This is a genomic window from Sphingopyxis macrogoltabida (assembly GCF_001307295.1).
In the GTDB taxonomy this organism is placed as follows: Bacteria; Pseudomonadota; Alphaproteobacteria; order Sphingomonadales; family Sphingomonadaceae; genus Sphingopyxis; species Sphingopyxis macrogoltabida_B.
In genome coordinates, this window is the sequence record NZ_CP012700.1 from 3,435,720 (window position 1) to 3,449,349 (window position 13,630).

The 13,630-nt window shown below is 65.8% G+C and carries 18 protein-coding genes; 15 read left to right on the top strand and 3 right to left on the bottom strand.

Annotated elements, in window-relative coordinates; all coding sequences use genetic code 11:
* Positions 1-83: 83 nt before the first annotated feature.
* The 6 genes from AN936_RS15980 to AN936_RS16005 all read left to right on the top strand — a co-directional run bounded on the left by AN936_RS15980 (position 84) and on the right by AN936_RS16005 (position 5,321).
* Positions 84-806: a CoA transferase subunit A gene (locus AN936_RS15980; protein WP_054588974.1), complete on the top strand. Its 723-nt coding sequence runs from the start codon at positions 84-86 to the stop codon at positions 804-806.
* On the top strand, positions 806-1,678 hold the full coding sequence (locus AN936_RS15985) for an HAD family acid phosphatase (RefSeq protein ID WP_149037688.1): 873 nt from the start codon (positions 806-808) through the stop codon (positions 1,676-1,678). The genes AN936_RS15980 and AN936_RS15985 overlap by 1 nt, the downstream gene beginning before the upstream one ends.
* A complete protein-coding gene (locus tag AN936_RS15990; protein ID WP_054588976.1) occupies positions 1,678-2,319 on the top strand; it encodes a CoA transferase subunit B in 642 nt (213 codons plus the stop codon). Before AN936_RS15985 ends, AN936_RS15990 begins: the two co-directional genes overlap by 1 nt.
* A 10-nt stretch (positions 2,320-2,329) precedes the next feature.
* Entirely contained in the window at positions 2,330-3,610 is a 1,281-nt protein-coding gene (locus AN936_RS15995) for a serine hydrolase domain-containing protein (RefSeq protein ID WP_054588977.1), read from the top strand.
* 65 nt (positions 3,611-3,675) lie between these two features.
* A complete protein-coding gene (locus AN936_RS16000; protein ID WP_054588978.1) occupies positions 3,676-4,653 on the top strand; it encodes an NAD-dependent epimerase/dehydratase family protein in 978 nt (325 codons plus the stop codon).
* Entirely contained in the window at positions 4,641-5,321 is a 681-nt protein-coding gene (locus tag AN936_RS16005; protein WP_054588979.1) for a glutathione S-transferase family protein, read from the top strand. The genes AN936_RS16000 and AN936_RS16005 overlap by 13 nt, the downstream gene beginning before the upstream one ends.
* 2 nt (positions 5,322-5,323) lie before the next feature.
* Here AN936_RS16005 and AN936_RS16010 read toward each other — a convergent pair whose 3' ends face one another.
* Complete coding sequence (locus AN936_RS16010) at positions 5,324-5,842, bottom strand: sterol desaturase family protein (RefSeq protein WP_054588980.1); 519 nt, start codon at positions 5,840-5,842, stop codon at positions 5,324-5,326.
* A gap of 222 nt (positions 5,843-6,064) precedes the next feature.
* Here AN936_RS16010 and leuC point away from each other — a divergent pair, with 222 nt between their 5' ends.
* The 5 genes from leuC (at position 6,065) to AN936_RS16035 (ending at position 9,738) form a co-directional block, all read left to right on the top strand.
* A complete protein-coding gene (gene leuC / locus AN936_RS16015) occupies positions 6,065-7,495 on the top strand; it encodes a 3-isopropylmalate dehydratase large subunit (protein ID WP_054588981.1) in 1,431 nt (476 codons plus the stop codon).
* Positions 7,492-8,082 (top strand): 3-isopropylmalate dehydratase small subunit, encoded by a 591-nt coding sequence (gene leuD, locus AN936_RS16020; protein ID WP_054588982.1) that lies wholly within the window; start codon positions 7,492-7,494, stop codon positions 8,080-8,082. Before leuC ends, leuD begins: the two co-directional genes overlap by 4 nt.
* A gap of 29 nt (positions 8,083-8,111) precedes the next feature.
* Positions 8,112-9,107, top strand: coding sequence for an NADPH:quinone oxidoreductase family protein (locus AN936_RS16025; RefSeq protein ID WP_054590347.1), 996 nt, complete (start codon positions 8,112-8,114; stop codon positions 9,105-9,107).
* A gap of 65 nt (positions 9,108-9,172) precedes the next feature.
* Entirely contained in the window at positions 9,173-9,382 is a 210-nt protein-coding gene (locus AN936_RS16030; RefSeq protein ID WP_257719784.1) for a DUF167 domain-containing protein, read from the top strand.
* A 62-nt stretch (positions 9,383-9,444) separates the two neighbouring features.
* Positions 9,445-9,738, top strand: a complete 294-nt coding sequence (locus AN936_RS16035; RefSeq protein ID WP_054588984.1) for a hypothetical protein — start codon at positions 9,445-9,447, stop codon at positions 9,736-9,738.
* Positions 9,739-9,744: 6 nt separating this feature from the next.
* Here AN936_RS16035 and AN936_RS16040 read toward each other — a convergent pair whose 3' ends face one another.
* Positions 9,745-10,395 carry a sigma-70 family RNA polymerase sigma factor gene (locus AN936_RS16040; protein WP_054588985.1) on the bottom strand — a complete coding sequence of 217 codons (651 nt, stop codon included), beginning with the start codon at positions 10,393-10,395 and terminating at the stop codon, positions 9,745-9,747.
* Positions 10,395-10,649 carry a NepR family anti-sigma factor gene (locus AN936_RS16045; protein ID WP_054724460.1) on the bottom strand — a complete coding sequence of 85 codons (255 nt, stop codon included), beginning with the start codon at positions 10,647-10,649 and terminating at the stop codon, positions 10,395-10,397. The genes AN936_RS16040 and AN936_RS16045 overlap by 1 nt, the downstream gene beginning before the upstream one ends.
* Positions 10,650-10,818: 169 nt before the next feature.
* Between AN936_RS16045 and AN936_RS16050 the strand changes: the two genes are divergently transcribed.
* The 4 genes from AN936_RS16050 to AN936_RS16065 all read left to right on the top strand — a co-directional run bounded on the left by AN936_RS16050 (position 10,819) and on the right by AN936_RS16065 (position 13,594).
* On the top strand, positions 10,819-11,259 hold the full coding sequence (locus tag AN936_RS16050) for a BLUF domain-containing protein (protein WP_054588987.1): 441 nt from the start codon (positions 10,819-10,821) through the stop codon (positions 11,257-11,259).
* A gap of 105 nt (positions 11,260-11,364) precedes the next feature.
* On the top strand, positions 11,365-11,919 hold the full coding sequence (locus AN936_RS16055) for a sigma-70 family RNA polymerase sigma factor (RefSeq protein ID WP_082395379.1): 555 nt from the start codon (positions 11,365-11,367) through the stop codon (positions 11,917-11,919).
* 108 nt (positions 11,920-12,027) lie between these two features.
* On the top strand, positions 12,028-12,624 hold the full coding sequence (locus AN936_RS16060; RefSeq protein WP_234715600.1) for a TetR/AcrR family transcriptional regulator: 597 nt from the start codon (positions 12,028-12,030) through the stop codon (positions 12,622-12,624).
* Positions 12,625-12,700: 76 nt separating this feature from the next.
* A complete protein-coding gene (locus AN936_RS16065; protein ID WP_084758440.1) occupies positions 12,701-13,594 on the top strand; it encodes an SDR family NAD(P)-dependent oxidoreductase in 894 nt (297 codons plus the stop codon).
* The last annotated feature ends 36 nt before the right edge of the window (positions 13,595-13,630 follow it).

A 13,630-nucleotide genomic window follows, 5' to 3' on the forward strand; every position in this document is an offset into this window, starting at 1 on the left:
ATGTATAATCGAAAAATAGAGTAATTAGAATTGATGGATTTAATCCGCCAATGTCGCCGCCGCCAGGAGTGAGGAGTCCGTTCATGGGTAACAAGCGATACGCCGACGCAGCCGCCGCACTCGAAGGACTGCTCTTTGACGGCATGCATATCTGCGCCGGCGGGTTCGGCCTGTGCGGCATCCCCGAACGGCTGATCGACGCGATCCGCGATGCGGGCACGAAAGAGCTGACGATCGCCAGCAACAACGCCGGGATCGATGGCGAAGGGCTGGGCAAGCTGCTCCGCACCAAGCAGGTCAAAAAGATGATCAGCAGCTATGTCGGAGAGAACAAGGAGTTCGAGCGGCAATATCTGGCGGGCGAACTCGAGGTCGAATTCTGCCCGCAGGGCACGCTCGCCGAACGCTGCCGCGCCGGCGGCGCGGGCATCCCCGGCTTCTATACCAAGACCGGCGTCGGCACGCTCGTCGCCGAGGGCAAGGAAGTGAAGAATTTCGACGGGCAGGATTATATCCTCGAACGCGGCATCTTCGCCGACCTGGCGATCGTCAAGGGATGGAAGGCCGACGAGAGCGGCAACCTCATTTTCCGCAAGACCGCGCGCAACTTCAACCAGCCGATGGCCACCGCGGCAAAGATTTGCGTCGCCGAGGTCGAGGAAATCGTCCCCGTCGGCAGCCTCGACCCTGACAGCATCCACCTGCCCGGCATCTATGTGAAGCGCATGATCGTCGGCGCCCCTTACGACAAGAAGATCGAGTTCCGCACGACGCGCCCGCGCCCAGAAACCGTCGGCGCGGTGTGATGCGTAGCCTTGCCCTGACGGCCGGGCTGCTGCTGGCCGGCTGTGCGAGTGCGCCGGCCGAGGTGGCGACAACGCCGCCCGCCGCCGCGGCGCCTGCCCAAGCCGGCAAGCCGCCGGTGCCGCTGCAATATCTCTACGGCTCGGCCGAGGCGGCGATTGCGGTGCGGGCGGTCAATGCCCGGATCGCCGACTATGGGGCGTGGCGGGTCAAGGAGCGACCGCGCGACAGCGTTGTCCTTGCACCGGGCGCGACGATGGACGCGCCGCGCTTCGAGCCGTGCGGCGACAAGCCCTTTGCCGCGGTGTTCGATGCCGACGAAACGTTGATCTGGAATATCGCGCCGATGCGCCTGTTTGCAGAGAAAGGCGGCGCCTTCGACCTGGCGGTCTGGGATCAGTGGGAAAAGACCGGCGCGGGCAAGGCGAAGGCGATGCCCGGGACGACCCAGATGGTCAACGCGCTCCGCGCCGCGGGGATCACCGTGATCGCCAACACCAACCGCAGCGCCCGTAATGCCAGGGGCAGCGAGGATACGCTCCGCGCCGCCGGGCTCGGCGAGTTCAAGCATGGCGAAACGCTGTTCCTGATGGGCGACGACGCCGGGGGTTCGAGCAAGGACCCGCGCCGCGCGACGATCGCGTCGAAATATTGCGTGATCATTTTGGGCGGCGACCAACTCGGCGATTTCAGCCAGCAGTTCAATGCGAAGGACCTGCCCGCCGCGCAGCGCATGGCGCTTGCGACGGGGCCCGCCGCGACCGCACTCTGGGACAAGGGCTGGTTCCTTTTTCCCAACCCCGTCTACGGCCCCTGGCAAACGCTGGGCCAGGGCGATGTTTTCTCCACCGACAGCGAATGGGAACCCCGATAATGCCCTGGACCCGCGACGATATGGCGGCACGCGCCGCGAAGGAACTGCAGGACGGCTATTACGTCAACCTCGGCATCGGCATCCCGACGCTGGTCGCGAACCATATCCCGGCGGGGATGACGGTGACGCTGCAGTCGGAAAACGGCATGCTCGGCATCGGGCCCTTCCCCTATGAGGGCGAGGAAGACCCCGACCTGATCAACGCGGGCAAGCAGACGATCAGCGAACTGCCGCAGTCGGCCTATTTCGGGTCCGAACAGAGTTTTGCGATGATTCGCGGCGGGCATATCGACCTGACCGTGCTCGGCGCGATGGAGATTGCCGAAAACGGCGACATTGCCAACTGGATGATCCCGGGCAAGATGATCAAGGGCATGGGCGGCGCGATGGACCTCGTCGCCGGGGTCAAGAAGATCATCGTCGTGATGGAACATAATGCCAAGGACGGCAGCCCCAAATTCATCCCCGCCTGCACGCTGCCGCTGACCGGCAAGAATGTCGTCGACATGATCATCACCGACCTTGCGGTGTTCAAGCGCGACGACCATGACAGCCTGTTCAGGCTGATCGAACTCGCACCGGGGGTGACGGCGGCGGATGTCGCCGCTAAGACGACGGCCAATTATGAGGTCGCCATCTAAACAAAGGTCGATGACGCGGGTTCTGGCCTGCCTCGTCGCGGTCGTCGCACTGGGAGTCGCGGGCTGGTTCGGTTTTCACGCGCTGGGCGGCACCCGGACGCTGGCCAGCGTCGCGATCCCGTTCAAGGCGGCCGAAAACCTGCCCGATACGCCCGCCGAATGGCGCGGGCGTATCGATTATGTCGCCTTCGACAGGCAGCTCGCCGAACTGGCGCAGCGGCCCGAGATGGCGGGTCTGGCGGTGGCGGTGGTCGAGGATGGCGAACTGCGTTTCGTCCGCACCTATGGGGTTGCCGACCGGTCGACCGGGGCGCCGGTCACCGCGCATACGCTTTTCCGCTGGGCGTCGGTTTCGAAGACCGCGACGGGGGTGCTGGCGGGAGCGCTCGCCCAAGACGGCGCGGTCGATCTCGATCGTCCGATTTCCCGCTGGCGCACTTCGCTCCGCCTGCCGGGTGGGGCCGAGGAAAGGGTGACGGTAAGCGATTTGCTGGCGCAGCGGACCGGGCTTACCAAAAATGCCTATGACGAGAAGCTGGAGGCGGGACAGAGCCCCCAGCTTATCCGTGCGAGCCTCGCCCTCGCGCCGCTGCAGTGCGAGCCGGGTACATGTCACACCTACCAGAATATTGCCTTCGACGCGGCGAGCGAAATATTGGCGCAGGCGGCGGATAAGCCGTTTGCCGAGGCGGTCGAGCAGCGGTTTTTCCTGCCGCTCGGCATGGTTAGCGCCGGATATGGGATGAACCGGCTGACCGGTGCGAAGGACTGGGCGCGACCGCACAGCGGCGCGCAGGTCAGTCCGCTCAAGGAGGCCTATTGGCGCGTCCCCGCGGCCGCGGGCGTCGAAAGCGACATCGTCGATTTTGCGACCTGGATGCAGGCGATGATGGGCAATCGCCCCGATGTGCTGCCCGAGACGGTGTTGCAGATCGCCCACCGCCCGCGCGTCGGAACGGCGCATCTTTACGGCGGCGCGCTGCGTCAGGCGAACAAGGATGCGGCCTATGGCCTCGGCTGGCGTAGCTTTACCTATGGCGGCCACAGGCTCGAAGGCCATTCGGGCGCGGTCGCGGGTTATCGCGCGACGATGATCTTCGAACCGGCGACGCGAACGGGCGTCGTCGCCCTGTGGAACAGCAATTGGGGTTTCCCATTTCGTATCCCGTTTGCGGCGATGGACAGCTATCACAAGCGCCCCGATGCCCGCTGGCTCGACCTCAGTGAATTGCCGCCGGCGAAACGCGAACCCGTCCGCGCCGGCCCGATCGTTGCGGTGCCGAAGGGGTAGCAGACTTGCCCCGCTGTCCGCCGCCTGTGTATCAGGCGCGGCGAAGGACGGGAGGAGAATCATCGATGCGCGTGCTGCTGACCGGTTCGTCTGGCTGGCTGGGGCGCACCCTTGCGCCCCTGCTCGCCAATAGCGGCCATGCGGTCACCGGGCTCGATGTCGTTCCCGGCGCGCATACGCAGGTCGTCGGCACGGTTGCCGACCGCGCGCTCGTCGAGCGGGCAATGGGCGAGCATGGCATTGAGGCCGTTATTCATGGCGGCGCGCTGCACAAACCCGACATCGCCCGCTATCCGCGGCAGGCGTTCGTCGACGTCAATGTGACGGGGACGCTGAACCTGATCGAGGCGGCGGCTGCGGCGGGGAACGACCGCTTCCTCTTCACCTCGACCACCTCGCTGATGGTGCGCGCCGATGTCCGCCAAGGCGCGGGCGAGGCGGGGGCGTGGTGGATGGACGAGGACTTCGGACCGCTCGAACCGCGCAACATCTATGGCATCACCAAGCTCGCCGCCGAACAGGCGTTGAAGCTGGTCCACCGCGAGCATGGCATCAACGTCGCGATCCTGCGCACCGGACGTTTCTTCCCCGAGGATGACGATACGCACGCCAGCCCGAGCGGCGAGAATCTGAAAGCGAACGAGCTGCTCAACCGCCGCCTGACGGTCGAAGATGCCGCCTCCGCGCATCTCGCCGCGCTTGCTGCGGCGCCGGCGATCGGCTGCGACACTTTCGTCCTTTCGGCGCCGCCGCCCTTCGCCCGCGAGGAGACCGAAGAACTGGCCCGCGATGCGCGGGCGGTGATCGCACGGCATCATCCCGACGCGGCGGAGCTTTACGCCGCAAAGGGGTGGGTGCTGCCCGCGACGATCGAGCGCGTCTATGTTCCGTCGCGCGCCGAACGCCGCTTCGGCTGGCGGGCGGAGAGCGATTTCGGCAGCGTGCTCGCCGCGCTACGTGAAGGGGGCCCGCTGCCCTTTGCGCACGACCCCGATTATACGTCCCCCATCGTCCGACAGGAGCGCGAAGCATGTATGTGCTGATCACCGCCAATCGCAATTATTCGAGCTGGTCGCTGCGCCCGTGGATGCTGATGAAGGGCCTCGGCATCGCGTTCGAGGATCAGATCGAGCCGTTCACCAACCCGATCAACTATGACGAATTCCGCAGTTTCTCGCCGACCGGGCAGGTACCGGCGCTGCTCGACGAGGGGCGGACGGTGTATGATTCGCTCGGGATCACGCTTTACCTTGCCGACCGGCACGAGGGTGTGTGGCCGGCCGATCCCGACGGGCGGGCCTGGGCGCAATGCGCGGTCGCCGAAATGCACAGCGGCTTTGCGGCGCTGCGCAGCGATTGCACGATGAATGTCGGCGTCCGCGTGACGCCGAAGCCGCCGTCGGGCGCGCTCCGGCTCGATGTCGCGCGTATCCGCGAACTGTTCGCCGAGGGGCTGTCGCGGTTCGGCGGGCCCTATCTGGCCGGCGCCAGCTTTACTGCCGTCGATGCCTTTTTCGCCCCGGTCGCCTTTCGCATCCGCACCTATGGCCTCGATGTCGGCCGGGGGCAGGCATGGGTCGACCATATGCTGGCGCATCCGGCGATGCTCGACTGGGAGCGGCAGGCACTCGCCGAAAGCTGGCGCGAGGAAAGCCATGAGGCCGAACTGGCGGCGGCGGGGGCGATTACGGCAGATTATCGGACGGCTTGACGCTATCCGTCGAGCGCGTCGCGCACCACCGCGATTCCGGCCTCGCGCTGCGCCTTCAATTCGGCCTTCAGCCTGGCGGGATCGCGCGCGAGAACGAAGCCGAAGCTGACCCCGCCTTCCTTGCCGATCGTCGCGTGGTGGAGCTTGTGCGCCTGCACCAGCCGTTTGGCGTAGCCGCGTCGCGGTACCCAGCGGAAATAGCGCTGGTGGACGAGCCCGTCGTGCACCAGCGTGTAGATGATGCCGTAGAGAAGGATGCCAAGGCCAATCCATGTCCCCGGCTCCCACGCCGAGGCACCCATGATCATCGGGCTGCCGACGGCGAACATCGAAATGCTCATCGCGGCGCCGACGAGGCCGAACAGGTCGTTCCTTTCGAGCAGCTTGTCGTGCGGTTCGTGATGGTCGCGGTGCCAGGCCCAGCCGAAGCCGTGCATGATATATTTGTGGCTCGCCCAGGCGATGCCCTCCATCGCCACGACGGTGACAAGGATGAGCGCGAGGATGGCGAGCGGCGACATAGGAGGATTATAGGCTCGTTACTTACACGAGGCCACCTCCACTCGTCATCCCGGCGGAGGCCGGGATCTAGCCCTATCGGAATGACGCACCGGCGGGATCCCGGCCTCCGCCGGGATGACGGCTAAAGAGACGAGAAGGAGCGCCATCGAGTGCGCGACCGAAAATTGCGTTTTTGATCGCCACTCGCTTGCATTGTTATCCGACTGGCGTAAGGGCACCGCATGACCCGGCCCCGCACCCTCTATGAGAAAATCTGGGACGCGCATGTCGTCGAACAGCGCCCCGATGGTACCGCCCTGATCTTCATCGACCGCCACCTCGTCCATGAAGTCACCAGTCCGCAGGCGTTCGCCGGGCTTCGCGCCAGCGGCCGCACCGTGCGCCGCCCCGACCTGACGCTCGCAGTGGCCGATCACAATGTGCAGACGACGGCGCGACTCGACGCGGCCGGCAACCGTCTGCCGATCGCCGATCCCGAGAGCGCGGCGCAACTCGCGGCGCTCGAAAAGAATGCGCCCGAGTTCGGCATCCGTTATATCGACGCGGTCGCGCCCGAGCAGGGCATCGTTCATGTCGTCGGGCCCGAACAGGGCTTTTCGCTGCCCGGCACGACGATCGTCTGCGGCGACAGCCACACCGCGTGCCACGGCGGCATCGGCGCGCTCGCTTTCGGGATCGGGACGAGCGAGGTCGAGCATGTGCTGGCGACCCAGACGCTGCTGCTCCAGCCGTCGAAGACGATGGAAGTGCGCGTCGAGGGCGACGTCGGTCCCGGCGTTTCGGCGAAGGACATCATCCTCCACATCACCGGGGTCATCGGCGCCGCGGGTGGCACCGGCCATGTCATCGAATATACCGGCAGCGCGATCCGTGCCCTGTCGATCGAAGGCCGCCTGACCGTCAGCAACATGGCGATCGAGGGCGGCGCGCGGGCGGGCCTGATCGCGCCCGACGAGACGACCTTCGAATATCTGAAGGGCCGCCCCTATGCGCCGAAGGACGCCGACTGGGATGCCGCGATCGCCTGGTGGAAAAGCCTCGCGACCGATCCGGGCGCTACCTATGACAAAGTCGTCGTCATCGACGCCGCCGACATCGCGCCGAGCGTTACCTGGGGCACCAGCCCCGAGGATGTCGTGCCGATCACCGGCGTCGTCCCCGACCCGGCGAGCTTCGCCGATCCGTCGAAGCAGACGGCCGCCGCCAAGTCGCTCGCCTATATGGGACTGGAACCCGGTACCCGGATGCAGGACGTGCCGGTCGAGAATATCTTCATCGGGAGCTGTACCAACAGCCGCATCGAGGATCTGCGCGCCGCCGCAGCGGTGATCAAGGGGCGTCACAAGGCCGACAATGTCCGCTGGGCGATCGTCGTCCCGGGTTCGGGCCTCGTCAAGGCGCAGGCCGAGGCCGAAGGGCTCGACCGCATCTTTACCGAAGCGGGGCTCGAATGGCGCGAGCCGGGCTGTTCGGCCTGCCTCGCGATGAACCCCGACAAGGTGCCCGCGGGCGAGCGCTGTGCGAGCACCAGCAACCGCAACTTCGTCGGCCGGCAGGGCCCGGGCAGCCGCACCCACCTCGTCAGCCCGGCGATGGCGGCGGCCGCGGCGGTGACCGGCAAGCTGACCGATGTGCGGGAGTTGATGGCATGACCCCGATCGAAAAGGTCGAAGGCCGCGCGATCCCGCTGGGCCTCAAGAATGTCGACACCGACGTCATCATCCCCGCGCACTGGCTGAAGACGACCAGCCGCGAGGGCATGGGCCGCGGGGCGTTCGAAAGCCTGCGCGCCGATCCCGATAATCTGTTCGACAGCGCCGAATATAAAGGCGCGCCGATCCTGATCGCGGGCGATAATTTCGGTTGCGGGTCGAGCCGCGAGCATGCCGCATGGGCGATCGGCGACCTAGGCATCCGGGTCGTCATCGCGCCCAGCTACTCGGACATTTTCTCGGGCAATGCGGTGAAGAACGGCATCCTGCCGGTGGTGCTGCCGCAGGCGGCCATCGACCGGCTGATGGAGGTCGCGGCAACCGATCCGATCCATGTCGACCTCGACACCCAGACGGTGACGACGCCGTTTCAGGACCGCTTCGCGTTCGAGATCGATCCTTTCCGCAAGATGTGCCTGCTCGAAGGGCTCGACGAGATTTCGCTGACCGAAAAGAGCGATGCGGCGATCGCTGCCTATGAGCAGCAGCTCGACGCCGACCGCCCGTGGCTACGGCCCGCTGCATAAGGCTGACCGATTTCATAAAGGAGAAGATGATGAAGGCTCTTTTGTCGACCGCAACCGGCGGCCCCGAAACGCTGACGCTGGGCGAACTGCCGCGTCCGACCGCGGGCAAGGGCCAGATCGTGATCGATGTGAAGGCCTGCGCCGTCAACTTCCCCGACGTGCTGATCATCGAGGACAAATATCAGTTCCGCCCCGAACGTCCCTTTGCCCCCGGCGGTGAAGTCGCGGGGCTGGTCGCCGAGGTCGGCGAGGGCGTGACCGAGTTCAAGGTCGGCGACCGCGTGATTGCGGGCTGCGGCAATGGCGGCATGTCGGAGGCGATCGCGGTCGGCGTCCACAATGTCTATCACCTGCCCGAAGGCCATGATTTCGCCGAGGGCGCCTCGCTCCTCATGACCTATGGCACCAGTATCCACGCGCTGGTCGATCGCGGCCATATCGAAGAAGGCGACACGCTGCTCGTGCTCGGCGCATCGGGCGGTGTCGGCATTGCGGCGGTCGAGCTGGGCAAGGCGTTCGGCGCGCGCGTCGTCGCGGGCGTGTCGAGCGAGGAAAAGGCCGAAATCGCTCGCCAGGCGGGTGCCGACGAGGTCGTCGTCTATGGCCGCCAGCCGTTCGACAAGGACCAGTCGAAGGAGTTGGCGAACAAGTTCAAGGCGGCGGTCGGCGGCGAGGGCGCCAACGTCATCTATGACGCGGTCGGCGGCGACTATGCCGAGCCGGCGCTGCGTTCGATCGCGTGGGAAGGACGCTATCTGGTCGTCGGTTTCCCGGCGGGCATCCCGCGCCTGCCGCTCAACCTGACGCTGCTCAAGAGCTGCGACGTCGCGGGCGTGTTCTGGGGCGCCTTCGTCGCGCGCGAACCGGAGCGCAACCGCGCGAACATCGCGCGGCTGTTCCAGCTTTGGGAACAGGGCAAGATCAAACCGCGGGTCACCGAAAGCTTCGCGCTGGCCGACGGCGGCAAGGCGATCGCCAAGCTGGGCGACCGCAGCGCGGTCGGCAAGCTGGTCGTCACCATCTGAAATATCGTCCCGACCCCGCGCTGACCGCCGCTTTGGCCGCCCTCGCCGCGCCCGGTCAGTTGGAAGTGCGAGTGACTCCCGGCGCGAACCGTGATGCGGTCGTGATCGTTGATGGCGTGGTGCAGGTGCGCGTTACCGCGCCGCCCGCCGATGGCGCTGCGAACGCGGCGGTACTCCGCGTGCTGGCCGCGGCGCTGGACAGGCCGCCACGCAATTTGACGCTGCTCCGCGGTGGGAAGGCACGGCTCAAGCTGATCGGAATTGCCGAAGGTTAACCCTTTATCAGGGGGTGCGCCCTATCCCTGCTATCCGATTAGCTGGGCCAAGGGTGTCTGCAATGGCGACTCGCCGTTCGACGAGTGATGAGCATGCCGCGAGTCTCGCGAACATTTCGCGTACCCGCCGCGCGCAGCTTATCGCCGAGTTCGAGGGCGAGCTGGGCATCGACCACAAGGCGCGCGCCCGCGCGGCCTATGAGGCGAAGCGCTGGGAGGTGATCAAGACGATCATCGTCTGGACGATCGCGGTGATGTTCTTCACCATCGCGTGCCACAAATTGTGGCTGATGGGGCAGGATGTCGACGAGCCCTTCTCCGACATCAATCCGGTCGAAAGTCTGTTCGGCGAATAGGCCTGATCAGCGGTTTTCGGCTTCGCGCCGCGCGGTAATGGTTTCGACGCTGTCCATGATCGCCGCCATCGCCTCGCTCGCCGGTGCGGCGTCGGCACGCTTGCGTGAAAACTGGCCGCCAGCCATGATCTCCTCGAGCGCGGCGCGGGCGCGCGAGACGCGGCTTTTCATCGTGCCGAGCGCGCAGTCGCAGATATTTGCCGCTTCCTCATAGGACATGCCGCCCGCGCCGACGAGGATCAGCGCTTCGCGCTGGTCCTGCGGCAATTCCATTAACCCGCGCTGGAGGTCGGCCATTTCGCCCGAATCCTCCTGCACCGCCGGGGTCGATAGCGTCCGTTCGACAACGCCTTCGTCATATTCGCCGCGAAATTTGTTGCGGCGCATCTGCGAGAGGAAGGTGTTACGCAGGATGACGAAGGTCCATGCCTTGATCGAGGTGCCGCGCTCGAACCGGTCGCGCGACGCCCACGCCTTGACCATCGTATCCTGCGTCAGGTCGTCGGCGAGATCCGGATTGCCCGACAGGCTGCGGCCATAGGCGCGCAGATGCGGGATGACAGCCGCAAGCAAAGTCTTGAACTCCTGATCGGAGAGCGGATCGGCGGGCAGGTCCGTTTCATCCCGCGACTGCGGCGCGGCTTGGGGAAGGGCCATTATTGTTTCGGGCTTTTCTGGTCGAGCTGCGAAAGAAGGTCGAGCATGTTATCGGGCAATTGCTCGGCGACGATATTGCCGTAAATCATGCGCAGCTTAGCGCTTACCGGTTCGGGCGCCTGCCGTCCGGTCAGCGTGCGGTGCCACTGGTCGCTGCCCGTGCCGGGGAAGCTGCCCTGCGCCCGCTGAGGCGCATCGGGGCCGGGGCGCGGGGGCCCCTTGCCGTTGATCCTGTTGTTGCCGTGCGTAGCCATGCCGAAGCAACGACAGAAGCGGCGCCAAGTTCCCGCGACCATATTTTTTTGCGACGAAAGCGTTGCCAAGAAACAACAGTTTTACTAATTCCGCGGGAGTGGGTGATCAGACCTGCGGCGAGGGGTCGCCAAATTTATCCTGCCGCCAGGCAGGACGGGGGATCACCGCTTGCTTTCCGTCATCTATGTCAGCGTCGCCGATCCGCTGATCGGCGCTGAGGATATTGCAGCGCTTCTCGTCGAGGCTCAGCGCAACAATGCGCGCGACGGGCTGACGGGTGCACTTATCTATAACGGCCATAATTTCATGCAGCTTCTCGAAGGACCGGCCGACAAGGTCGAGGCGTGCCTCGCGGCGATTCGTTGCGATATGCGCCACAGCGGGATGGTCGAGATCCGGCGGCGCGATGTTGAGCGGCGCGACTTTGCCGGATGGTCGATGCTCTACAGCGCGGATTTTCAGGGTCACGATGCTGCGCTCGACCGGCTTGCCGCCGGATTGGGCCTCGATCCGCAGGATGAGAGGATGATGACCAATTTCATCGCTCTCGGCCGGCGCAGCGTAGACGCGGGAAGCGGTTCCGGTTGCATCGGCGGCACGACCCGCTAAGCCGGACGGAAACAATAACGAAACAGATCAAACAAAGGTCATATTATCAGCGACGTAACACCTCAACCGCTCGACGACGAAAGCTTCAAGCGCGAGCTGGCGGCGATGCTGCCGCATTTGCGTGCGTTCGGCCGCAGCCTGACCGGCAACGCCGATCTGGCGGACGATCTGGTACAGGAAACGATGCTGAAGGCATGGAAGGCGCGCGCGCAATATATTCCCGGGCCGGCGAGCATGAAAAGCTGGGCCTTCGTCATTTTGCGCAACTGTTTCCTGTCGCAGATGCGGCGCAAGAAATTCACCGCCGATTATGACGAAATGGCGGCCGAACGGATGCTGGTCGCGCCCGACGACCAGGACGACAGTCTGCATCTCGCCGATGTCCAGCGCGCGCTGCTGATGCTGCCCGTCGACCAGCGCGAGGCGCTGGTGCTGATCGGCGCCGGCGGCCTCAGCTATGAAGAAGGCGCCGAAATTTGCGGCTGTGCGGTCGGGACGATGAAAAGCCGGGTGTCGCGGGCGCGCACCGCGCTGCACGCCATCCTCGAAAGCGGCACGATGCCGCTGCGCAGCGGCGACGTGCTGCCGTCGAGCGACGTTTTTCGTGCGATCATGGACGACGTCGACCATCTGACCGCGAACGGCCCGGCCGGCGATTGAGTTTTTATAGCTGGAATGGCGGGTAACGGCCGGAAGGAGGCATAAGGAAATAACGTCGCCCCCTTGCACAGCTTGCCCAAGGCGGCCGCCATGGCCTATCGCGCTGCCATGGCAGCGAAGAACGGTAGCGAAGGACAGGGCACGCGCGACAAGCTGATCGACGCGGCGTTTCGCGCCGTCGCGCGCGACGGGCTTGCCGATACGAACGTCAAGTCGATCGCCGCCGAGGCCGGGGTCAACCCGGGGCTGCTCCACTACCATTTTGCGAGCAAGGACGCGCTGCTCGAAGCGGCGATCGAAAGCGCATCCGCGCGCTATATGGCCGACATCGACACGCTGATCGCCGCGACGCCGCGCGCGCGGCTGTTCGACGCCTATGTCGCCTTCGCCGCGGCGACGCTCGACGCCAATCGCGACCTGTTCCGCGTCCGGCTGGCGCTCGGCGCACGCGCGATGAACGATGCTCGGCTGGCTGCGCGGCTGGAGATCGGCAACGAAGCGGTGCGCGGCCGGCTCGCCACGGTTTTCGCCGCCGGCGCGGGCCGCGACACGCCGAGCGACCTCGACCGGCTGCGCGCCCGCGCGACCAAGGCGGCGTTCGAGGGCATGATGCTGTCGTGGCTGACCAACCCCGACTTTCCGATGCGCGCCGTGCTCGGCGAATGGGCCGAGGGAATGCGCGCCGTCCTTCACAAGCCGGGCTGATCCCATCGCCGCGCGGCGCCCCCTTGTACGCTATCCCATCCGATGCTATTTGGTTGGTCAACCAACCTACTCGGAGATGGCGGCGATGCATATGGTGATGACGGGTGCGACATCGGGTTTCGGCGCCGATGCGGCGGGCCGGCTGGCGGCGGCGGGGCATCGGCTGACGATCGGGGCGCGTCGCCCCGATGCGGTCGACGGGGGCTGGGGCGCCGCGGCACTGCCGCTCGACCTCGACGATTTCGCGTCGGTCGATCACTTTGCCGAGGCGATTGCGAAGGGGCCGGCGATCGATGCACTGATACTCAACGCGGGGTTGCAGACGTCGAAGCTGGAGGTCGGCGCGGACGGTTTCGAGCGGACCTTTGCGGTCAACCAGCTTGCGCATTTCCGGCTACTCCACCGGCTGCTGCCGCACCTCGCGCCCGGGACGCGGGTGATCCTGACCGGCAGCGGGACGCACGATCCCGAGGAAAAGACGCTGGTGACCCCGCCCGCGCACGCCAATGCCGAATGGCTGGCGTATCCCGATCGCGACCCGACGCTGCCGAAGAAGGATCAGGCGCAGGCGTTCCGCGCCTATAGCGCGTCGAAGCTCGCCAATATCATGACGGCGCGCGAACTGGCACACCGCCGCCCCGATCTGGCCGCGATGAGCTTCGATCCCGGCTATGTGCCGTGGACCGGGCTGGCGCGGTCGAGCGGGAAGATCATCTCGTCGCTGGCCAGCCTGATCCTGCCGCTGACGATGAAGCGCGACCGCAAGAGCACGATCGCGCTGTCGGGCCAATATCTCGCGGCGCTGGCCGCGGACCCGGCCTATGCCGAAGCGCGGGGCGATTACTGGTCGGTGCGCAACCCAGCGCTGGTGCGGATCGCGCCGTCGGCATTGGCGCGCGACGATGCCGCCTGCGCGAAGCTGTGGGACGATTGCGAGGATCTGCTGGGGCTGGCGCAGACCGCGCCATAAAAATCCCCCCATCGCCGAGCGATGGGGGGATTGCAG